The 20212-nt window shown below is 72.5% G+C and carries 16 protein-coding genes and 1 pseudogene; 10 read left to right on the top strand and 7 right to left on the bottom strand.

Features of this window, described 5'->3' with window-relative positions:
* Nucleotides 1-622 precede the first annotated feature (622 nt).
* A complete protein-coding gene (locus ACFVHV_RS04260) occupies nt 623-1615 on the bottom strand; it encodes a tetratricopeptide repeat protein (protein WP_380348679.1) in 993 nt (330 codons plus the stop codon).
* Between the two features lie 539 nt (nt 1616-2154).
* Here ACFVHV_RS04260 and ACFVHV_RS04255 point away from each other — a divergent pair.
* Nucleotides 2155-2706, top strand: coding sequence for a TetR/AcrR family transcriptional regulator (locus ACFVHV_RS04255; protein WP_359900018.1), 552 nt, complete (start codon nt 2155-2157; stop codon nt 2704-2706).
* Nucleotides 2707-2776: 70 nt separating this feature from the next.
* Here ACFVHV_RS04255 and ACFVHV_RS04250 read toward each other — a convergent pair whose 3' ends face one another.
* From ACFVHV_RS04250 to ACFVHV_RS04240, 3 genes are all read right to left on the bottom strand, one after another.
* The gene (locus tag ACFVHV_RS04250) at nt 2777-4462 is read right to left on the bottom strand and encodes a methylmalonyl-CoA mutase (protein ID WP_380348677.1); all 1686 of its coding nucleotides are present in this window, start codon (nt 4460-4462) and stop codon (nt 2777-2779) included.
* A gap of 208 nt (nt 4463-4670) precedes the next feature.
* A complete protein-coding gene (locus ACFVHV_RS04245; protein WP_380348676.1) occupies nt 4671-5012 on the bottom strand; it encodes a DUF3817 domain-containing protein in 342 nt (113 codons plus the stop codon).
* 76 nt (nt 5013-5088) lie between these two features.
* Complete coding sequence (locus ACFVHV_RS04240) at nt 5089-5625, bottom strand: MarR family transcriptional regulator (protein WP_359899905.1); 537 nt, start codon at nt 5623-5625, stop codon at nt 5089-5091.
* 498 nt (nt 5626-6123) lie between these two features.
* Here ACFVHV_RS04240 and ACFVHV_RS04235 point away from each other — a divergent pair, with 498 nt between their 5' ends.
* Together ACFVHV_RS04235 and ACFVHV_RS04230 are read left to right on the top strand one after the other, a co-directional pair.
* Nucleotides 6124-7755, top strand: a complete 1632-nt coding sequence (locus ACFVHV_RS04235) for a M4 family metallopeptidase (protein ID WP_359899907.1) — start codon at nt 6124-6126, stop codon at nt 7753-7755.
* Between the two features lie 398 nt (nt 7756-8153).
* Entirely contained in the window at nt 8154-9779 is a 1626-nt protein-coding gene (locus tag ACFVHV_RS04230; RefSeq protein WP_380348673.1) for a M4 family metallopeptidase, read from the top strand.
* A 151-nt stretch (nt 9780-9930) separates the two neighbouring features.
* On the opposite strand, the gene ACFVHV_RS04225 is transcribed toward ACFVHV_RS04230, so the two are convergent.
* A complete protein-coding gene (locus ACFVHV_RS04225) occupies nt 9931-10242 on the bottom strand; it encodes a DUF3817 domain-containing protein (RefSeq protein WP_380348672.1) in 312 nt (103 codons plus the stop codon).
* 266 nt (nt 10243-10508) lie between these two features.
* Between ACFVHV_RS04225 and ACFVHV_RS04220 the strand changes: the two genes are divergently transcribed.
* The 5 genes from ACFVHV_RS04220 to ACFVHV_RS04200 all read left to right on the top strand — a co-directional run bounded on the left by ACFVHV_RS04220 (nt 10509) and on the right by ACFVHV_RS04200 (nt 14306).
* Nucleotides 10509-11306 carry a DUF2127 domain-containing protein gene (locus tag ACFVHV_RS04220; RefSeq protein WP_359899911.1) on the top strand — a complete coding sequence of 266 codons (798 nt, stop codon included), beginning with the start codon at nt 10509-10511 and terminating at the stop codon, nt 11304-11306.
* Between the two features lie 103 nt (nt 11307-11409).
* A complete protein-coding gene (locus ACFVHV_RS04215) occupies nt 11410-12048 on the top strand; it encodes an AIM24 family protein (protein ID WP_359899913.1) in 639 nt (212 codons plus the stop codon).
* Nucleotides 12048-12698, top strand: a complete 651-nt coding sequence (locus ACFVHV_RS04210; RefSeq protein ID WP_359899915.1) for an AIM24 family protein — start codon at nt 12048-12050, stop codon at nt 12696-12698. The genes ACFVHV_RS04215 and ACFVHV_RS04210 overlap by 1 nt, the downstream gene beginning before the upstream one ends.
* A 242-nt stretch (nt 12699-12940) precedes the next feature.
* Complete coding sequence (locus ACFVHV_RS04205; RefSeq protein WP_359900022.1) at nt 12941-13750, top strand: AIM24 family protein; 810 nt, start codon at nt 12941-12943, stop codon at nt 13748-13750.
* A gap of 40 nt (nt 13751-13790) precedes the next feature.
* A complete protein-coding gene (locus tag ACFVHV_RS04200; protein WP_359899917.1) occupies nt 13791-14306 on the top strand; it encodes a MarR family transcriptional regulator in 516 nt (171 codons plus the stop codon).
* 60 nt (nt 14307-14366) lie between these two features.
* Here ACFVHV_RS04200 and meaB read toward each other — a convergent pair whose 3' ends face one another.
* Entirely contained in the window at nt 14367-15323 is a 957-nt protein-coding gene (gene meaB / locus ACFVHV_RS04195; protein ID WP_359899919.1) for a methylmalonyl Co-A mutase-associated GTPase MeaB, read from the bottom strand.
* Between the two features lie 86 nt (nt 15324-15409).
* A complete protein-coding gene (locus ACFVHV_RS04190) occupies nt 15410-16603 on the bottom strand; it encodes an acetyl-CoA C-acetyltransferase (RefSeq protein ID WP_359899921.1) in 1194 nt (397 codons plus the stop codon).
* Nucleotides 16604-16854: 251 nt separating this feature from the next.
* Between ACFVHV_RS04190 and mce the strand changes: the two genes are divergently transcribed.
* Together mce and ACFVHV_RS04180 are read left to right on the top strand one after the other, a co-directional pair.
* A complete protein-coding gene (gene mce / locus ACFVHV_RS04185) occupies nt 16855-17295 on the top strand; it encodes a methylmalonyl-CoA epimerase (protein WP_316526247.1) in 441 nt (146 codons plus the stop codon).
* A gap of 509 nt (nt 17296-17804) precedes the next feature.
* A pseudogene (locus tag ACFVHV_RS04180) lies at nt 17805-20212 on the top strand (hypothetical protein); the annotation flags it as partial.

Raw genomic sequence — 20212 nt, 5'->3', positions numbered from 1 at the left:
GAGCTACGTCCTCGGTAGCGGAGAGCGCCTTGGGCGTCGTCGGACGCGGGAGCGACCCGCGTGCAGCGGGCGTCCCGTCCGAGCACCGGCCGACCTTGCGGGGCGGCGGGCAGGACCGACGACATCGGCGATCACCCCCGAGCGACAACCAGCGACCGCGCAGGGCCGCGCGGCCGGTCGAAGGACAGGAACCGCCGTGGGACCGCGGATACCCCCCTGCCCTCCCTCCCGCCGGCCGGGGCCGGCGGATCACCCGGTGGGGATCCCGCGCTCCGCGTGGCCGACCGGGGTCGGCGGAGGTGGAGTCTGGGACCGGGCGTGGCCGATCGTGCTTGAATCCCGGGCGAAGCACAAGAGGTTCCTTACTGACGGGTAATGCAACATCAGGTGACGTTGATCATGAAATCGACCCGAGCCGCACCCTGTGTGACGCCTTGAAGGAATCGTGATGGCGAAATCCGCCGGAAACACCAGCGAAACACCCGCGGGTGGTCACACATGGTGACCACCCGCGGGTGAAATCAAGATTTGGTAAACCTCTGTTCGGTTGACCGGATTGTCGCCAAATCCCCAGCGACACCGCAGGTCATCCGCCGTGCCAGACGGCGGGCCTGATCCGGACTCAGAACAGCACGCGCGCCAGCGCCGTACGGGCCGCGACGACCCGCGGGTCCTCCACGCCGATCACCTCGAACAGCTCCAGCAGGCGCAGCCGGGCGGCGTCCCGGTCCTCACCGGCCGTCCGCCCGACGGTGGTCACCAGACGCCCGAAGGCGTCCTCGACGTGACCGCCGACCAGGTCCAGGTCGGCCGCCTTGAGCTGGGCCTCGACGTCCTTCGGGTCGGCGGCGGCGGCCGCCCGGACGGCCTGGAGGTCCAGGCCCTCGATCCGCTTCAGCAGCTCGGCCTGGGCCAGGCCCAGCTTGGCCTCGGTGTTGCCCGGCTGCTCGATCAGCACGTTCTGGTACGCCCGGATGGCACCGCCCAGGTCACCGGAGTCCAGCGCGTCGTGCGCGGCGGACAGCGCCGGGTCCTCGGGACGCTGCGGCGCGGCGGCCTCGGCCCCGCCCGGGACGGCCGCGCCGCCGGCCACGCCGAAGCGCTGCTCGGCGACCAGGATCAGCTGGTCCAGGATCTTGCGGATGTTGGCGGCGCTCTCCGCGCCCTGGAACAGCGGCACCAGCTGGCCGGCCACCACGGCCATCACGGCCGGGATGCCCTGGATGCCGAACTGCTGGGAGAGCAGCTGGTTGGCGTCCACGTCGATCTTGGCGAGCACGAAGCGGCCGGCGTACTCCTCGGCCAGGTCCTCCATGATCGGGCTCAGCTGCTTGCAGGGCCCGCACCACTCGGCCCAGAAGTCGATGACGACCGGCACCTCGGTGGAGCGCTGGACGACCTCGGTCTCGAAGGTGTCCTCGGTGACGTCGATGACGAGCTGGTGGGCGGACTGGGCGGGGGCGGCTCCGGCCGAATCGGCGGCGGCCGCCTGTCGGGCCCGCTCGGCCCGGGCCTGCTCGGCCTTCTGGGCGGCTTCGCCGGCCGCCTTCACTGCGGCGAGGTCGACCGCGCCGCGCAGGGCGGAGCTGTTGAGACGCGAATTCCGTGGCTGCATGGCACCATCCTCCCCCGTCCGCGCTGCTCGCGGGCACCATCCTCCGGAAAGTCGCCCCGCGCGGACCGCGCGGCGCGGAATTCCGGGCGCGGTGCCGCTCCCCCGGTAGCCTGGACCGTTCGGCGCGGATCCCCACCCGCGCCCGCGCCGCTCCCGTCCCACGGGACGCGGCGCCTGGTTGTCACTGCTTTCGCTACGAGTCGTAGCGTAACTGGAGCCGGTGCCCCGCCCGCAAGCCCCACCGGCGGTTCGGGGACGTGACCTGCCCCACTTTCCCGGGCCGCCCCGCTGCCCGAACGGGCGAACAGTCGCTACCGTTACCAACCCCACCCAAGTTACTTACCAGTAAAGCGCGAGGAGGCCCGGTGCCGGCCGCCCAGCCCCCAGCGAGCCCGGACAGCGTGGAGCGCGCCGAGCCCACGGCCCGGACCTGCCCCGACCCGGCCGGCGCGGCCCCCCACCGGGCCGCCGCCACCCCGGAACCCGCGGGCGCCGCCCGGGCCAAGGGCCGCCCCCGCAGCGCCGCCGCCGACCGCGCGATCCTCGACGCCACCCGCGAGGCGCTGGCCGAACTCGGCTGGGGCGGACTGACCATGGGCCACGTGGCGAGCCGCGCCGGGGTCGCCAAGACCACCCTCTACCGCCGCTGGCCGTCCAAGAACGAGCTCGTGGTGGACGCCGTCGCCACCCTCTTCGACGACCTGGTGATGCCCGACCTCGGCAGCCTGCGGGCCGACATCGAGGCCGTGGTGGCCCAGTTCGCCGATCTGCTGGCCCGCCCGGAGACCCAGGCCGCGCTGCTCGCGCTGTTCGCCGAGGGGACCCGCGACCGCCAGCTGCGGCGCCGGATCCGCGAGTCCATCGTGGATCCGCAGAAGCGGCTGGTCCGCCAGGGCCGGGCGGCCGCCCAGGCACGCGGAGAACTCGGGGCGGACTGCGACGCCGACTCGGCCCGCGAGGAGGTCGACATCATCTTCGACACCATCGCCGGCACCGTCGAGCACCGCGTCCTGGTCAGCGGCGAGCCGATCACCCCGGAGTGGACCCGCCGCTTCACCGACCTGCTGCTCGGACCGCTGCTCGCCGGCTGAGCGCACGGCGGAGCCGCCGTACGGGATCCCGGTCCCGTACGGCGGCCCCGCTCCGGCCGCGGCCTCGGCCTCAGAACATCGCGTTCTCCTGGTACGTCCCCCACTCCTGCCGCAGCGCGTTGCAGATCTCGCCCAGCGTCGCCTCGGCGCGCACCGCGTCCAGCATCGGCGGGATCATCGACTCGCCCGAGCGGGCCGCCGCCAGCATGGCGTCCAGCCCGGCGCGGACGGCCGCCTCGTCCCGGGCCGCCTTGCGCGCGCCCAGCGCCCGGACCTGCTCGCGCTCGACCTCGTGGCTGACCCGCAGGATCTCCAGCTCGGGGGTGACGCTGCGCGGGTGGCAGTTGACGCCGACCACGCGCTTGTCGCCCTTCTCCACCGACTGCTGGTACTGGAAGGCCGCCTCGGCGATCTCCCCGGTGAACCAGCCCTCCTCGATGCCGCGCAGGATGCCGGAGGTGATCGGGCCGATCTCGTGGTCCTCGCGGCCCTTGTCGAGGATCCGCTGGAAGATCGCCTCGGCCTGCTGCTCGATCCGGTCGGTCAGCGCCTCGACGTACCAGGAACCGCCCAGCGGGTCGGCCACGTTGGCGACGCCGGTCTCCTCCATCAGCACCTGCTGGGTGCGCAGGGCGATCTCGGCGGCCTGCTCGGAGGGCAGCGCCAGGGTCTCGTCCAGGGCGTTGGTGTGCAGCGAGTTGGTGCCGCCGAGCACCGCGGCCAGTGCCTCCACGGCGGTGCGGACCACGTTGTTGTACGGCTGCTGCGCGGTCAGCGAGACGCCGGCGGTCTGGGTGTGGAAGCGCAGCCACTGCGCCTTGTCGGTCTTGGCGCCGAAGCGGTCGCGCATCCAGCGGGCCCAGATCCGGCGCGCGGCGCGGAACTTGGCGATCTCCTCGAAGAAGTCCAGGTGCGCGTCGAAGAAGAAGGACAGGCCGGGCGCGAAGACGTCCACGTCCAGGCCGCGGGACAGGCCCAGCTCGACGTAGCCGAAGCCGTCCGCGAGGGTGTACGCCAGCTCCTGCGCGGCCGTCGCCCCGGCCTCGCGGATGTGGTAGCCGGAGACCGACAGCGGCTTGTACGCGGGGATGCCCTCGGCGCAGTAGGCCATCAGGTCGCCGATCAGGCGCAGGTGCGGCTCGGGGGCGAAGAGCCACTCCTTCTGCGCGATGTACTCCTTGAAGATGTCCGTCTGGAGGGTGCCGTTGAGCACCGCCGGGTCCACGCCCTGGCGCTCGGCGGCGACCAGGTACATGCAGAAGACCGGCACGGCCGGGCCGCTGATCGTCATCGAGGTGGTGACCTCGCCGAGCGGGATGCCGTCGAACAGCACCTCCATGTCGGCGGCCGAGTCGATGGCCACGCCGCAGTGGCCGACCTCGCCGAGCGACTTCGGGTCGTCCGAGTCGTAGCCCATCAGGGTGGGCATGTCGAAGGCGACCGAGAGGCCGCCGCCGCCGGCGTCCAGGATCATCCGGTAGCGCTCGTTGGTCTGCTGGGCGTTGCCGAAGCCGGCGAACTGGCGGATGGTCCAGGTGCGGCCCCGGTAGCCGGTCGGGTGCAGGCCGCGGGTGTACGGATACTCGCCCGGCCAGCCGATCCGCTCGAAGCCCTCGTGGGCCTGCCCGGCGGGCGGGCCGTAGACCGGCTCGACCTCGTCACCGGAGAGGGTGGTGAAGTCCGCGTCCCGCTTGCGGGCCTTGTCGTACCGCTGCTGCCAACGCTGCCGGCCGCGCTCGATCTCCTCGGCGTCCATGACCCCGAACTCCGCTCCGTACGGCCGCCACGGCGACGGGCGGCACAACTAGTAGGACGTCCTAACAATTTACTCGGACGTCCTAGTACTTGTCGATGGACGACCGCCCGCACGGCCCGGAATCCACTCCGAAGGACCCACGAAACGCCGAGAGCGCCCCTCCCCCTTGATCGGGGAGGGGCGCTCTCGGCGGCGCGGGCGGCGGGGCTCAGACCCCGGCCGGCTGGCGGGCGGCGCCGCCCGCCGGGAGCTTCTCGGCGACCTCGCGGGCCACCTTGCGCTCGAAGACGAAGGAGAGGAAGGGGATGCAGCCCGCCGCCAGGGTCAGCACCAGCCGGCCCATCGGCCACTTCAGCTTCTGCCCGAGCAGGAAGGTCACCACGAAGTACCCGATGTAGAGGTAGCCGTGCAGCATCGCGACGTACGTGGTCACGTCCTCGGCCGCGCCGAAGCCGTACTTCGCGACCATGAAGCCGCAGAACACCAGCAGCGCCACACCGGTCGCAACGGCCAGGGCCCGGTACCAGCCCAGCAGGGGGGTCGCCTTCATGATCTTCCTCGCGTCGCTCGGCAGCATCGGCCGGTACGCCCGGATCCGCGCACCGCTCCAACGAGGGTAGCCGCCCTCACGCCGTCCCCTTCGCAGCCCCCTCGCCCGGATCGGTGAAGTCGCCGGCGGCCACCCTCAGCGGCCTGAGCAGATCGAAGACCTGGCGGCACTGCTCCTCGCCGTACTCCTCCAGCCCGAACTCCATCGCCATCAGCCGCCCGGTCGCCTCCTCGACCACCTCACGGCCGCGCCCGGTGATCGTGGCCAGCACGCCGCGGCCGTCCAGCGGATTGGGCCGGCGGGCGACCAGACCGGCCCGCTCCAGGCGGTCGACGGTGTTGGTGACGCTGGTCGGGTGGACCATGAGCCGCTCGCCGATCTTGGAGAGCGAGAGCTCGCCGGTCCGGCTGAAGGTCAGCAGCACCAGGGCCTCGTAGCGGGCGAAGGTCAGCCCGTACGGCTTGAGCACCGCGTCCACCCGGGAGAGCAGGATCTGGTGGGCGCGCATGACCGAGGTGATCGCCGCCATCGAGGGGACTGCGCCCCAGCGGCGGGTCCACAGCTCGTCGGCGCGGGCGATCGGGTCGAAGTCGAGAGCGAGGGGCTTGGCCACCTCCTTACCGTACCGGCGGACGGGACGCGTGTTACCAGGCGTCCTGATGGTGGACAAGCGCAACACGTGGCGGGAACCCGCCAATCGGACGGCCAGGTCCATACCAGGACATTGCGTCGATGTGAACGCGCGACAACGGGCTCCCGGCGCACCGGGGTTGACCCCCGATCGGCCCGGCGCCGTGCCACCAGGCCTCGGTTCGGACAGCAACCCGCTGCGAGGCCGGGCGATTCACCCCTTTCGTCCGCCCGTTCACATTCCCCGGCCGTGGCGGGACTTGGCCAATTCATGAGCAAGACCTGTCATTTGATTTGCTCGATTGTCATGCTTTCGGCCAACCCCGTTCGGTAGCCACCACCCCCACCCACCGGTGGCACAGCCGCTCCGACCGCACGGGGACCTGCACGTCAGCGCTCGTTCCGCCCCTCAGGTGCCGGCCCGGCCCCCCGGAACGCCGCGCGACCGCGTCCGTTCGCGGTTTCCCGGAAGGACTCGTTCGTGAAGCGAAAGCTCGCCGCAGTCGCCGTACTCTCCGCCACCGCCCTGATCACCGGCGTCGTCCAGGTGAGCGCCGTGGCCGTCGCGGACCCCGCCCCGCAGTCCCAGGGCGCGCAGCAGCGTGCCGACCTGATCGCCCTGGCGAACGGCCAGGCCGGCAAGGTGGCGCACGCCCTGGCCCTGGGCGGCCAGGAGCAACTGGTGGCCAAGGACGCCGTGGTGGACGCCGACGGCACCCGCCACCTGCGCTACGAGCGCACCCTGGCCGGCCTCCCGGTCCTGGGCGGGGACCTGGTGGTGCACCAGAAGGCCGACGGCTCGACCACCTCCGTGGACAAGGCGACCGGCGCGACCCTCGCGGTGCCGAGCCTCACCCCGCAGATCCCCGCCGACCAGGCCGCCGCCCAGGCGACCGGCGCCGTGCAGTCCACCGTGGGCATCGCCGCCGACGAGGACGAGTCCCCGCTGACCGAGGTCCACCAGGCCGGCAAGGCCGAACTGGTCGTCTGGGCCGCCGACGGCAGCCCGCGCCTGGCCTACCGCACCACGGTCGAGGGCCTGCGCGCCGACGGCACCCCGAGCCGCCAGCTGCTGGTCACCGACGCGGCGAGCGGCCAGGTGCTCTCCAGCCACGAGCAGGTCCGGACCGCCTCCGGCACCGGCAAGGGCGTCTTCGTCGGCACCGTCCCGCTGACCACCACCCAGAGCGGTTCGAGCTACCAGCTCAAGGACGCGAGCCGCGGCGGGCAGGCCACCTACACCCTGAAGGGCAAGACCTCCGGCTCCGGCACCCTGGTCGCCAAGACCACCAACAGCTTCGGCAACGGCCTGGCCTCCAACGCGGAGTCCGCCGCGGTCGACGCCCAGTACGGCGCCGCGGCGACCTGGGACTTCTACAAGAACACCTTCGGCCGCAACGGCATCAAGAACAACGGCGTCGGCGCCGCGAGCCGGGTCCACTACGGCTCCAACTACGTCAACGCGTTCTGGGACGACTCCTGCTTCTGCATGACCTACGGCGACGGCACGAGCAACACCCACCCGCTGACCGAGCTGGACGTGGCCGGCCACGAGATGAGCCACGGCGTCACCTCCGCCACCGCCAACCTCAACTACTCGGGCGAGTCCGGCGGCCTCAACGAGGCCACCTCGGACATCTTCGGCACCATGGTCGAGTTCTACGCCAACCTGCCCGCCGACAAGCCGGACTACCTCATCGGCGAGCTGATCAACATCAACGGCGACGGCACCCCGCTGCGCTACATGGACAAGCCGTCCAAGGACGGCGCCTCGGCCGACTACTGGTCCTCCACCGTCGGCAACAAGGACGTCCACTACTCGTCCGGCGTCGCCAACCACTTCTTCTACCTGCTGTCCGAGGGCAGCGGCGCCAAGACGATCAACGGCGTCAGCTACAACAGCCCGACCTCCAACGGCTCGACCCTCGCCGGCATCGGCCGGGACAAGGCCGCGCAGATCTGGTACCGCGCGCTGACCACCTACTTCACCTCCACCACCAACTACGCGGGCGCCCGCACCGGCACCCTCAAGGCCGCCGCCGACCTGTACGGCGCGAGCAGCGCCGAGTACAGCGCCGTCGCCGCCACCTGGAGCGCCGTCAACGTCAACTGACGCACCGCACAGGCGCACCGGACGCCCGGGACCTCCATGGGGAGGGCCCGGGCGTCCGGCCGTTGCGGAGGGCTGTCAAGGCCGGGCGGCTGGCGGAGTCCCGCCAGGGGGACGAACCGCCGAAACCGGGCAGCGGGCGGCAACCGAACCATCCGTACCGGGATTGGCGGTTCCTGGCCAATCCCCGGAGGCACCCTGTCCATCCCTGCCAACGATTGTCATGCTTCTGACCAAGTCCCGTCCGACCCTCCGCCGCCCCCACCCACACCCGGCGGAGCGTCAGGAACCGCACGGGACCGGCACGTCCGCGCCCTACCGCCCCAAGGCGCCAACCCCGGCGCCCCGGTACGCGGCGCACCCGCACGCACCCGCGGGTCTCGTGGAAGGAACCCCCGCACGTGAAGCGAAAGCTGACTGTCGGAGCCGTACTCTCCGCCACCGCCCTGCTGGCCGGCGTCATCCAGATCGCCGCCGCCCCCGCCCAGGCCGCCGCCCCCTCGCCGGCCCAGCAGCAGTCCGCGCTGCTGGCGCTGGCCTCCGGGCAGAGCGCCCCGGTCGCCCAGGCCCTCGCCCTCGGCGGCCAGGAGAAGCTGGTGCCCAAGGACGTCGTGGTGGACAAGGACGGCACCCGCCACCTGCGGTACGACCGGACCTACGCGGGCCTGCCGGTCATCGGCGGCGACCTGGTCGTCCACCAGAAGGCCGACGGCTCGGTGAAGTCCGTCGACCAGGCCTTCGCCGGCCGGCTGTCGGTGCCCAGCCTCACCCCGGGCCTCGCCGCGCCGCAGGCCGCCGAGGCGGCCACCGCCGCGGTGCGGGCGACCGTCGGCATCACCGCCGACGCGGACGAGGCGGCGCTCAGCCGGGTCGACGGCGCCGGCGCTCCCGAGCTGGTCGTCTGGGCCGCCGACGGCACCCCGCGCCTGGCCCACCGCACGGTGGTCTCGGGCCAGCGCTCGGACGGCACCCCGAGCCGCCAGGAAGTGATCACCGACGCCGCCACCGGCCAGGTGCTCGCCAGCGACGAGAAGGTGCAGACCGCCACCGGCACCGGCAAGGGCGTCAACGTCGGCACCGTCACGCTGACCACCACCCAGAGCGGTTCGAACTACCAGCTCAAGGACGCCTCCCGGGGCAACCAGTCCACCACCGACCTGAAGGGCGGCACCTCGGGCAGCGGAACGCTCTTCAGCAACACCACCAACAGCTTCGGCAACGGCACGCCCTCCAACCGCGAGTCCGCCGCGGTCGACGCCCAGTACGGCGCCGCGGCGACCTGGGACTACTACAAGAACACCTTCGGCCGCAACGGCATCAAGAACAACGGCGTCGGCGCCGCGAGCCGCGTCCACTACAGCACCAACTACGTCAACGCGTTCTGGGACGACTCCTGCTTCTGCATGACGTACGGCGACGGCGCGAGCAACACCCACCCGCTGACCGCCATCGACGTCTCCGGCCACGAGATGAGCCACGGCGTCACCTCCGCCACCGCCGGCCTGATCTACTCGGGCGAGTCCGGCGGCCTCAACGAGGCCACCTCGGACATCTTCGGCACCATGGTCGAGTGGTCCGCCAACCTCCCGGCCGACCCGCCGGACTACCTCATCGGCGAGAAGCTCAACATCAACGGCAACGGCACCCCGCTGCGCTACATGGACAAGCCCTCCAAGGACGGCGCCTCGGCCGACAACTGGTCCTCCACCGTCGGCAACAAGGACGTCCACTACTCCTCGGGCGTCGCCAACCACTTCTTCTTCCTGCTCGCCGAGGGCAGCGGGGCGAAGGTCATCAACGGGGTCAGCTACAACAGCCCGACGTCCAACGGCTCGACGGTGACCGGCATCGGCCGGACCAAGGCGGCCGCGATCTGGTACCGCGCCCTGACCGTCTACATGACCTCCACCACCAACTACAAGGCCGCCCGCACCGCGACCCTGAAGGCCGCCACCGACCTGTACGGCGCGAGCAGCACCGAGTACAACACGGTCGCCGCGGCCTGGAGCGCGGTGAACGTCAACTAGGGCGTGCCCGGCACGCCCCGACCGGCCCCGGCGCGAACCGCCGGCAGGACCGGCCCGAGCCACCCCCGGTAAGAAACGGCGACAGGCTGCCGCGGCCCTTTGGGAGAGGAGGCCGCGGCAGCCTGTCGACCGTCCACGATGACGCCGGGGCTCAGGCGGTGGCGGGCTTCGGCTCGCCCCGCTCCTCGCGGGCGAGCATCCGCTCGGCGAAGAAGCCGCCGGTGGGCAGCACCGCGAGCACGAACATCAGGACGCCGCGCTTGGCGTCCCACTTCTGCGCCTGCCAGGCCTGGATCCAGAAGACCGCGTAGAGGATGAACAGGACGCCGTGGACCATGCCCATCACCGGGACGGCGTCGAACGAGGTGGTCCGCTTCAGCACCGAGCAGATCAGCAGCAGGATGAAGGAGACCCCTTCGGGGCCGGAGACCAGGCGCAGGCGGTGGACGGCGCTGCTGTTCACGATGGATACCTCAATACGGGGGTCGGCGGCGCGGGCGCGCTTGTGAAGCAACTCACAAGCATTCCGGCCATTATCGCCGAGCACACGTACGGACCCCCGGCCGGGGGTGGCCACCCTGCCCGATCTCACAGCGCCCGCCCGCCCTGTCACAGCTGTGTGCCGGAACGCCTCCGGGCGCGACCGCCCGTTACCGGGAACCCCTATCCTGCTGCCCGCGCGCCCACCGATCCGGGCGCCGACGCATCGCACACGGGGGTAGTCGCCACATGCTCAAGCTCGACTGGGACCGCAGGACCTGCGCCAGGCGCGGTCACACCACCTACGCGCCGACGGAACCCGAACTGGCCTCCCGGCTGCACGCCTCCACCGCCCTCGGCGACGCCTGGCGCTGCCTGCGCTGCGGCGACTTCGCGCTGGGCGACCCGCACGGCTCCGGCCCGGCCGAGGACGCGCCGCTGGTGCCGCGCGGCAAGGCGCTGCGGGACCTGTTCATCCTGCGCTTCCTGGCCGTCGAACGGGTGCTGCGCGGGCTGCTGATCATCGTCGTCGCCTGGGCCGTGTGGAAGTTCTCCAACAGCCAGGACGCGGTGCACCGGGTGTTCGACGAGAACCTCACGGTCTTCAGGCCGGTCACCGACCACTTCCACTGGGACCTCGAACACGCCCCGATCGTCGAGACCATCCGCAAGACCTTCGACTTCAAGAAGAGCACCCTGCTGATCGTCGCGGGCGCCCTGATCGCCTACGCGGTGATCGAGATCGTCGAAGCGGTCGGCCTGTGGCTGAACAAGCGCTGGGCCGAGTACCTGACGGTGGTCGCCACCGCGGCCTTCCTCCCTCTGGAGGGCTACGAGCTGAGCCACCACGTCAGCGCGCTGAAGGTCTGCACCCTGGTGCTGAACATCGCGGCGGTCCTCTGGATCATGCTCTCCAAGCGCCTGTTCGGACTGCGCGGCGGCGTGGTGGCCTTCGAGGCGGAGCGCCACTCGGCCTCGCTGCTGGAGGTCGAGCAGGCGGCCGGCACCGTTCCGCGCCCCGGACAGGGGGCGCACGCCCGAGCCTGAGCGGGGCGCGCGCCCCGGCCTGACCGGCGCGTTTGTCGCAGGCCGGTACCAGTTGGCCCGCGCACCCTCCCCGGACCACGGCCGCAGCGGCTAGATTGCGGCCGTGGCACAGTTCAGACTCCAGGGATCGCGCGTGCTCGCCGTCGAATTGGGCGGGGACGCCGTCAAGGCGCGAAACGGTTCGATGGTCGCCTACACCGGGCAGATGGCCTTCAAGAAACTGACCGGCGGCGGGGACGGCCTGCGCGGCATGGTCACCCGCCGGCTGACCGGCGAGAAGATGACGGTCATGGAGGTGAAGGGACAGGGCACCTGCTACTTCGCCGACAAGGCCACCGAGATCAATCTGGTCCGGCTGAACGGCGAGACGCTGTACGTCGAATCGGACAACCTGCTCTGCACCGAGTCGACCCTGCACACCGGCACCAGCTTCACCGGGCTCAACGGCATGTCCTCCGGCAACGGCCTGTTCACCACCAAGGTGGAGGGCCACGGCTGGGCGGCGGTCACCTCCAACGGGCCGGCCGTCATCCTGCGGGTCGACAAGAGCATGCCGCTGCGGGTGGACCCGGGCGCGTACGTCGCGCACACCGGCACCCTGCAGCGCAGCCTGAAGTCGGGCGCGGGCTGGACGACGATCATCGGCGAGGGCGGCGGCGAGGCCGTCCAGATCGAGTTCACCGGCGAGGGCCTGGTGTACGTCCAGCCCTCCGAGAAGGTCACCATCGGGGGCGACGTCTGATGGGCTTCACGAAGATCAACGGCAAGATGGTCGAGGCCCAGGTCCTACCCGGGCAGCGGCTGTTCAGCCAGCGCGGCGCGATGCTCGCGTACAGCGGCGACGTCCGCTTCACGCCGAACATCACCGGCGGGCAGGGCGGCGTGATGTCAATGATCGGCCGCCGGGTGGCCAACGAGGACACCCCGCTGATGACCGTCGAGGGCCAGGGCCGAGTGATGTTCGGCCACGGCGGCCACCACGTCCACGTGATCGACCTGTTCGGCGACACCCTCTACGTCGAGGCGGACCGGCTGCTCGCCTTCGAGGGCACGCTGCGGCAGTCCACCATGTTCATGGGCTCGCAGGGCGGGGTGATGGGCATGGTCCGCGGCCAGGTCACCGGGCAGGGCCTGTTCACCACCAAGCTGGAGGGCCAGGGCGCGGTCGCGGTGATGGCCCACGGCGGCGTCTTCGAGCTGCCGATCGTCCCCGGCCAGTCGGTGCACGTCGACCCCCAGGCGTACGTGGCGCACCGCGGCGACGTGCGCAACAAGCTGTCCACGGCGCTGGGCTGGCGCGACATGATCGGCCGCGGCTCGGGCGAGGCGTTCCAGCTGGAACTGTCCGGGCAGGGCGCGGTGTACGTCCAGGCGAGCGAGGAGAAGCTCTGATGTCCCACCCGCCGCAGCCCCCGTACGGCTCCCCGCACAACCAGCCGACCCAGCCCGGCTTCGCGGTCCCGCCGCCCCCGCCGAACTACGGCCCGTCGCAGGGCTACCCGCCGCCCCCGCCCGGCGGCTACCCCCCGCCGCCGCAGCAGCCGTACGGCCAGCAGGCCCCGCCGCCGTACCAGCAGCCGCACCAGCAGCAACAGCCGTACGCCCAGGAGCAGTTCGGCGGACCGGTGGCCCCGCTGCCGACCGGCCACGGCGGCACCGGACCGGTGGTGTGGGACGCCCACAGCCTGCCGGCCGGCGACAACGTCAACCCGTACGCCTTCTCGGTCGACCTGAACGGCTCGTACTTCCTCCAGAAGGGCAAGATGGTCGCCTACTACGGCGACATCACCTTCAAGGGCGTCGGCGCCGGGGCGATCGACCGGATGCTCGGGCAGCACTTCAACTCGCCGATGCACGCGGCGGACTGGGTGGTCGCCGAGGGCCGGGGCAAGCTGCTGCTGGCCGACCGGGCGTTCGACCTCAACTCGTACGACCTGGACGAGGGCAACCTGACCGTCCGCTCCGGCAACCTGCTGGCCTTCGACCCGACGCTGCGGCTCAAGCAGTCGATCATCCCGGGCTTCCTGACCCTGATCGGCACCGGCCGCTTCGTCGCCGCCTCCAACGGGCCGGTGCACTTCGTCGAGCCGCCGATCCGGGTCGACCCGCAGGCGCTGGTCGGCTGGGCGGACTGCCCGGCGCCGTGCCACCACTACGACCACGACTACATGCACGGGCTGATCGGCGGCCTGCGCCGGCTGACCGGCTTCGGCGGGGCCTCCGGCGAGGAGCACCAGTTCGAGTTCATCGGCGCCGGCCAGGTGCTGCTGCAATCGAGTGAAAAACTCCTGGCCGAGCGGTCGGTCGGCGCGGTCGGTGCCGAGGCGGGCGTGCCGATGGGCGGCGTGCCGTCCCAGCCGGGCACGGCCGGGCACGGCGGCGGGAATCCCAACATCCCCGGGCTCGGTAACCTGGGCGACCTCGGCCGACGTTTCGGTCTGTAAACTTGTACAAGATTGAACTAAATCGGCTATGCTGGGGAGCATGGATACGCACACGATCGACACTGCGGACACCCCTCCGCCGCAGCCCGAGGAGGAGACTCCCTGGCTGACCGCCAGGGAGCAGCGGATGTGGCGCGCCCATCTGGAGGTCGCCAAGCTGCTGGACTACCAGCTCAGCCGCGAACTCCAGCCGCACAACCTCGCGATCAACGACTACGAGATCCTGGTGGTGCTCTCGGAGGCGCCGGACCGCCGGATGCGGATGACCGACCTCGCGACCGCCACCCTCCAGTCGAAGAGCCGCCTCTCCCACCAGATCACCCGGATGGAGAACGCCGGCCTGGTCCTGCGCCAGGAGTGCCCCGGCGACCGCCGCGGCCTCTACGCCCACCTCACCGAACACGGCTGGGAGACCATGCAGCGGGTCGCCCCGGACCACGTGCGCAGCGTCCGCGCCCACTTCATCGACCGCTTCACCCCGGAGCAGCTCGACGACATGTACCAGGCCCTCGCCCCCATCGCCGAACACCTCCGCGGCCTGCGCGGCAAGCCGTAGCGCCGCCCCCGCACCACCCCGCCCCGCCACGACCACCGTCGCGGCGGGGCGGACCGCGTCTCAGCTCGCGGTCAGGCCGGCGACCAGTTCGTCGGCCGCGCCGTACGGGTCCAGCGCGCCCTCGGCCACCCGTTCGGCCAGGACGGCCAGCCGCCGGTCCCCGCGCAGGTCGCCGATCCGGGCGCGCAGTTCGGCCAGGGCGATCGCCTCGATCTCCTCGGCGGCCCGGCGGCGGCGCCGCGCGGCGAGCTCGCCGTGCTCCTCCAGCCAGGCCCGGTGCTTCTCCAGCGCCTCGACCACCTCGTCCACGCCCTCGCCGCGGGCCGCGACGGTCTTGACGATCGGCGGACGCCAGTCCCCCGGCTCCCGGGCCTCGCCGAGGCCCAGCATGTGGTTGAGCTCCCGGGCGGTGGCGTCGGCGCCGTCCCGGTCGGCCTTGTTGACCACGAAGACGTCGCCGATCTCCAGGATCCCGGCCTTGGCCGCCTGGATGCCGTCACCCATCCCGGGGGCCAGCAGCACCACGGTGGTGTCGGCCTGGGCGGCGACCTCGACCTCGGACTGGCCCACCCCGACGGTCTCCACCAGGATCACCTCGCAGCCGGCCGCGTCCAGCACCCGCAGCGCCTGCGGCGCCGCCCAGGAGAGCCCGCCGAGGTGGCCGCGGGTGGCCATCGAGCGGATGAACACCTCCGGGTCGGTGGCGTGGTCCTGCATCCGGACCCGGTCGCCCAGCAGCGCGCCGCCGGAGAACGGCGAGGACGGGTCGACGGCCAGCACCCCGACCCGCTTGCCGAGCCGCCGGTAGGCGGAGACCAGCGCCGAGGTGGAGGTGGACTTGCCGACCCCCGGCGAGCCGGTCAGGCCCACCGTGTACGCCCGCCCGGTGTGGGGCGCGAGCGCGGCCATCGCCTCCCGCAGCTGCGGCGCGGCGTTCTCGACCAGCGTGATCAGCCGGGCGACCGCCCGCGGCCGGCCCTCCCGGGCCTGCTCGACCAGCGTGGCGACATCGATCATCAGGAGCTCCTAGCGCAATGCCGTCGAATGCCGAAAGGGGCTGCGGACCGCCACTCGCGGTCCGCAGCCCTGGAGCGATCGGCCGGTCAGGCCTTCGGGACGCGCACGATCAGCGCGTCGCCCTGGCCGCCGCCACCGCACAGCGCGGCCGCGCCGACCCCGCCGCCGCGGCGCTGCAGCTCCAGCGCCAGGGTCAGCACCACGCGGGCGCCGGACATCCCGATCGGGTGGCCGAGCGCGATGGCGCCGCCGTTGACGTTGACGATGTCGGAGGAGACGCCCAGGTCCTTCATGGACTGGTGGGCGACGGCCGCGAAGGCCTCGTTGATCTCGATCAGGTCGAGGTCGGCGACCTCCAGGCCCTCCTTGGCCAGCGCGTGCTTGATCGCGTTGGACGGCTGCGACTGGAGCGAGTTGTCCGGGCCGGCCACGTTGCCGTGGGCGCCGATCTCGGCGATCCAGGTCAGGCCCAGCTCCTCGGCCTTGGCCTTGCTCATCACGACCACGGCGGCGGCGCCGTCGGAGATCTGCGAGGAGGTGCCGGCGGTGATCGTGCCGTCCTTGGCGAAGGCCGGGCGCAGCTTGGCCAGGCCCTCGACGGTGGTGTCCGCGCGGATGCCCTCGTCCTGGCTGAACAGCACCGGCTCGCCCTTGCGCTGCGGGATGGCGACCGGGGTGATCTCGGCGTCGAAGACCCCGTCGGCCTGCGCCTTGGCGGCCCGCTGGTGGGAGGCGGCGGCGATCTCGTCCTGCACCTCGCGCGGGATGCCCAGGCGGGTGTTGTGCTTCTCGGTGGACTCGCCCATCGGGATGTTCTCGTAGGCGTCGGTGAGGCCGTCGTGGGCCATCGCGTCGAGCATCGCGATCGCGCCGTACTTGAAGCCCTCGCGGGACTTCGGCAGCAGGTGCGGGGCGTTGGTCATCGACTCCTGGCCGCCGGCCACCACGATGTCGAACTCCCCGGCGCGGATCAGCTGGTCGGCCAGCGCGATGGCGTCGAGGCCGGAGAGGCAGACCTTGTTGATGGTCAGCGCCGGGACGTTCATCGGGATGCCGGCCTTGACGGCGGCCTGGCGGGCCGGGATCTGGCCCGCGCCGGCCTGGAGCACCTGGCCCATGATCACGTACTGGACCTGCTCGCCGGTGATCCCGGCCCGCTCCAGAGCGGCCTTGATCGCGACGCCGCCGAGGTCGGCGCCGGAGAAGCCCTTGAGGGAGCCCAGCAGGCGGCCCATCGGGGTCCGCGCACCGGCAACGATCACAGAGGTGGTGTTGGTCATGGGACGGGCCCCTTCGCACGTCGTGGCCAGGTGAGGATGCGCTCAATGTACTGACCTGTTACCCGCCCGTCACCGGAGCGACGGTGTGATCGAGCGCACTGGCACCCTCCAGTCAACACCGTGCCGACCCGCTCCGGGTGAACCGCCCGCCGTGTGAGCAGGCTCGCACGCCCGGTACTGGCGTACGGCGCGGGCCATGCGCTGCACTTGATGCACCTTTCCCACCGCCCTTCCCCACCCCGGAGGCCGTCGTGCTGACCCGCATCGACCACATCGGCATCGCCTGCCGAGACCTCGACAAGACGGTCGAGTTCTACCGCGCCACCTACGGCTTCGAGGTCTTCCACTCCGAGGTCAACGAGGAGCAGGGCGTCCGCGAGGCCATGCTCAGGATCAACGGCACCGACGACGGCGGCGCCTCCTACCTCCAGCTGCTGGAGCCCACCCGGCCCGACTCCACCGTGGCCAAGTGGCTGGAGAAGAACGGCGAGGGCGTGCACCACATCGCCTTCGGCACCGCCGACGTGGACGGCGACTCCGAGGCCATCCGGGACAAGGGCGTCCGGGTCCTCTACGACCAGCCGCGGATCGGCTCGATGGGGTCGCGGATCACCTTCCTCCACCCCAAGGACTGCGGGGGCGTCCTGACCGAGCTGGTGACCTCCGCGCAGCAGGGCCACGACGAGCACTGATCCCCTCCCGGCCGGCCCCGGGGCGGGCCCCGCCCCGGCGGCGACCGACGGCCCGTCGGTCATGACCCGTCAGTAACCTGGCGGGAAGAGCCGGAAAACACCCCTGCGGCCATTCCCCCGCAGTGCGCTCCCACTACAATGCCCAGGTGCGCGACGGCTCCGGGGGACGGAGGCGACGGGCACGGCCGAAGACAGGCCCGTCCGCCCTCCGGTGGTCGGCCCGTCGCAAGGGGAGTCCATTACGCGGGCACGGCTGAACAGTCGCAAGACGGATCTGTCACCATTCTCCACAAGGCAAGAGTTCGCCCAGGAGTCCACTCGGACGGGGGAACGCGGCATCCCCGCGCTCCCGCGCCCCGGACTCCGACGACCGCGGCGGGCGGCCCCGACATGGCGGGGAGCCGTCCACCGGCTGCGGATGCAAGGACCAGTCGGACCGGCGCCCGGGATACCGGAGCCCGGCCCCGGCCCGGTCGAGGACGCGACCAGGAGATGGATGGGACCGCGGAGTGCGGGGCAACGACCGCTACGAGGCTGACGATCACCTCTCCCAGTTCGAGGCCGAGATGGGTCGGACTCGGAAGGAGCGGGACAAGGCAGTCGAGCATGCCGAGGACCTCGCCTACCAGGTGGAGGTACTGCGGGCGAAACTGCACGAGTCCCGCCGCATGCTCGCCCAGCCGCGCGCCTTCGACGCCGTCTCCGGCCAGGCCGAGCAGATGCTCCGCACCGCCGAGATGCAGGCCCAGCAGCTGCGCGCCGACGCCGAGCGCCAGCTGCGCGACTCCCAGGCCGCCACCCAGCGGATCATGGCCGAGGCCGCCGAGCGCACCGCCCGGCTGGAGGCCGACCTGGCCGCTCGCCGCCGCCAGCTGGAGGACGAGCTCACCGAACTGCGCCGCTCCGCCGAGCAGCACGTCAACGGCTGGGCCGAGCAGACCCGGGCCGGCTCCGAGCAGGAGGCCCAGCGGCTGCTCCAGGAGGCCCGCGCCGAGGCCGAGCGGATGGTCGCCGCCGCCCGTGCGGAGGCCGTCGCCCTCTCCGATCACGCCCGCGCCCGGACCGCCGCCGACGTGGACGCCGCCCGCGGTGAGGCCCAGGCCGCCGCCGAGGCCGCCCTGCAGCGGGCCCAGAACGACGCCGAGCGCCTGCTGCGCGCCGCCTCCGAGCAGGCCCAGCAGGCCGGCGCCCAGGCCGCCGCCGACGTGGACGCCGCCCGGGGCGAGGCCCAGCAGCAGCTGGCCGCCGCACACGCCGCCGCCGAGGGCCAGCTGGCCGGCGCCCAGGCCGAGATCGGCCGGCTCAAGGCGCAGGCCGCCGCCGAGCAGGCCCGGGCCGAGCAGCAGCTCGCCGCGGCCAAGGCCGAGATAGAGCGGCTGCGCGCCGAGGTGATCGCCGAGGCGGAGCGCACCCGCTACGAGGTCACCGAGCTGCGCGCCCAGGCCGAGCAGGCCGCCGAACAGCTCCAGGCCGACGCCGAGGCCGCCGCCGAACGCAGGGTCGCCGACGGCGAGGCCGCGAACGAGCAGCGCTCGCAGACCGCCCGGGCCGAGGTGGCCCGGATGGTCGCCCAGGCCACCAAGGAGGCCTCGGCGATCCGCGCCGAGGCCGAGGCCGTCCGCGACGAGGCCGCCACCAAGCAGGCCGAGGCCGACGCCGCCAAGGCCGCCGCGGCGGAGGAGAGCGAGCGGCTGCGCGCCACCGCCGAGTCGGTGGCCACCGAGCTGAAGGCCGAGGCCGAGGCGGCGATCGCCGAACTGCGGGCCCAGGCCGAACGGGACGTCGCCGAGCTGCGGGCCCAGGCCGAGGCCGACGCCCAGCGGCTGCGCGGCGAGGCCGAGGAGGCGGGCCGGGCGGCCGGCGCCAAGGACGCCACCGTCCACCTCGCCAAGGCCGCCAAGACCGCCGAGGAGGTGCTCGGCCGGGCCGACCAGGACGCCGAGAACGCCCGCGGCGAGGCCGCCGCCGAGGCCGAGCGGATCCGCGCGGAGGCCGCCGCCGAGGCGCAGCGGCTGCGCGAGCAGGCCCAGGCCGCCGTCGAGCAGGCCCAGAACGCCGCTCTGGACGACGCCGCCGCGATCCGCGAGCGGATCGAGCAGATGCAGGACGAGGCGGCCCGGCTGCGGGCCGAGGCCGAGGAGCTGCGCGCCCAGGCCGCCGCCGAGGCCGACCGGGTGCGCGGCGAGGCCCGCCGCCAGGCCGTGGTCCAGATCGAGGAGTCGGCGAAGAACGCCGAGGAGCTGCTCAGCAAGGCCAAGGCCGACGCGGACGAGCTGCGCGCGGGTGCCGCCGGGGAGATCGAGCGGCTGCGCGAGCAGGCCCAGGAGCAGGCCGCCGAGACCCAGGGCCGGGCCGAGCAGACCCTGACCCGGGCCCGCGCCGAGGCCGGGAAGATCACCGAGGCGGCCGAGCAGCAGGGCCAGGACGCGCTCGCCGCCGCCAAGGCCGCGGCCGCCGAGAACCGGGCCGCGGCCGAGCGCGAGACCGCCGAACTCCGGCGCGAGGCAACCGAGTTCGACCAGCAGGTGCGCGCCGGGGCGACCGCTGCGGCACAGGCCCTGACCACCGAGGCGCAGGCCGAGGCGGCCTCCGTCCGGGACGCCGCGGTGGCCGACGCCAAGCGGGTGCGCACGGAGGCCGACACCGAGGCCGCCCGGGCCCGGGCCGAGGCCGAGGCCGCCGCCGACGCGCTGCGCGAGGAGAGCCGGCGCGAGCGGGAGGAGGCGGCCGAGGGGCTGCGGCGCGAGCGCGAGGAGACCTCCGAGCACCTGGACGCCGCCGAGGCCGCCCGCGAACAGGCCGAGCAGGCCGCCGCGGAACTGCGGGCCCTGGCCCAGCAGGAGACCACCCAGCAGCGCGAGACCGCCGAGGCCTACGCCGACCGCGTCCGCACCGAGGCCGAACAGCACGCCACCGA

It is taken from the genome of Kitasatospora sp. NPDC127116 (assembly GCF_042677365.1).
Lineage (GTDB): Bacteria > Actinomycetota > Actinomycetes > Streptomycetales > Streptomycetaceae > Kitasatospora > Kitasatospora lactacystinica.
This window is presented reverse-complemented; position numbering and strand designations above follow the sequence as displayed.

Excerpts from the sequence above, each read along its gene's own strand:
- ACFVHV_RS04260 (WP_380348679.1), bottom strand. The coding sequence starts at position 1,615 with ATGCAGCCACGGAATTCGCGTCTCAACAGCTCCGCCCTGCGCGGCGCG.
- ACFVHV_RS04250 (WP_380348677.1), bottom strand. The coding sequence starts at position 4,462 with ATGGACGCCGAGGAGATCGAGCGCGGCCGGCAGCGTTGGCAGCAGCGG.
- ACFVHV_RS04245 (WP_380348676.1), bottom strand. The coding sequence starts at position 5,012 with ATGAAGGCGACCCCCCTGCTGGGCTGGTACCGGGCCCTGGCCGTTGCG.
- ACFVHV_RS04220 (WP_359899911.1), top strand. The coding sequence starts at position 10,509 with ATGCTCAAGCTCGACTGGGACCGCAGGACCTGCGCCAGGCGCGGTCAC.
- ACFVHV_RS04210 (WP_359899915.1), top strand. The coding sequence starts at position 12,048 with ATGGGCTTCACGAAGATCAACGGCAAGATGGTCGAGGCCCAGGTCCTA.
- ACFVHV_RS04200 (WP_359899917.1), top strand. The coding sequence starts at position 13,791 with ATGGATACGCACACGATCGACACTGCGGACACCCCTCCGCCGCAGCCC.
- meaB (WP_359899919.1), bottom strand. The coding sequence starts at position 15,323 with ATGATCGATGTCGCCACGCTGGTCGAGCAGGCCCGGGAGGGCCGGCCG.
- ACFVHV_RS04190 (WP_359899921.1), bottom strand. The coding sequence starts at position 16,603 with ATGACCAACACCACCTCTGTGATCGTTGCCGGTGCGCGGACCCCGATG.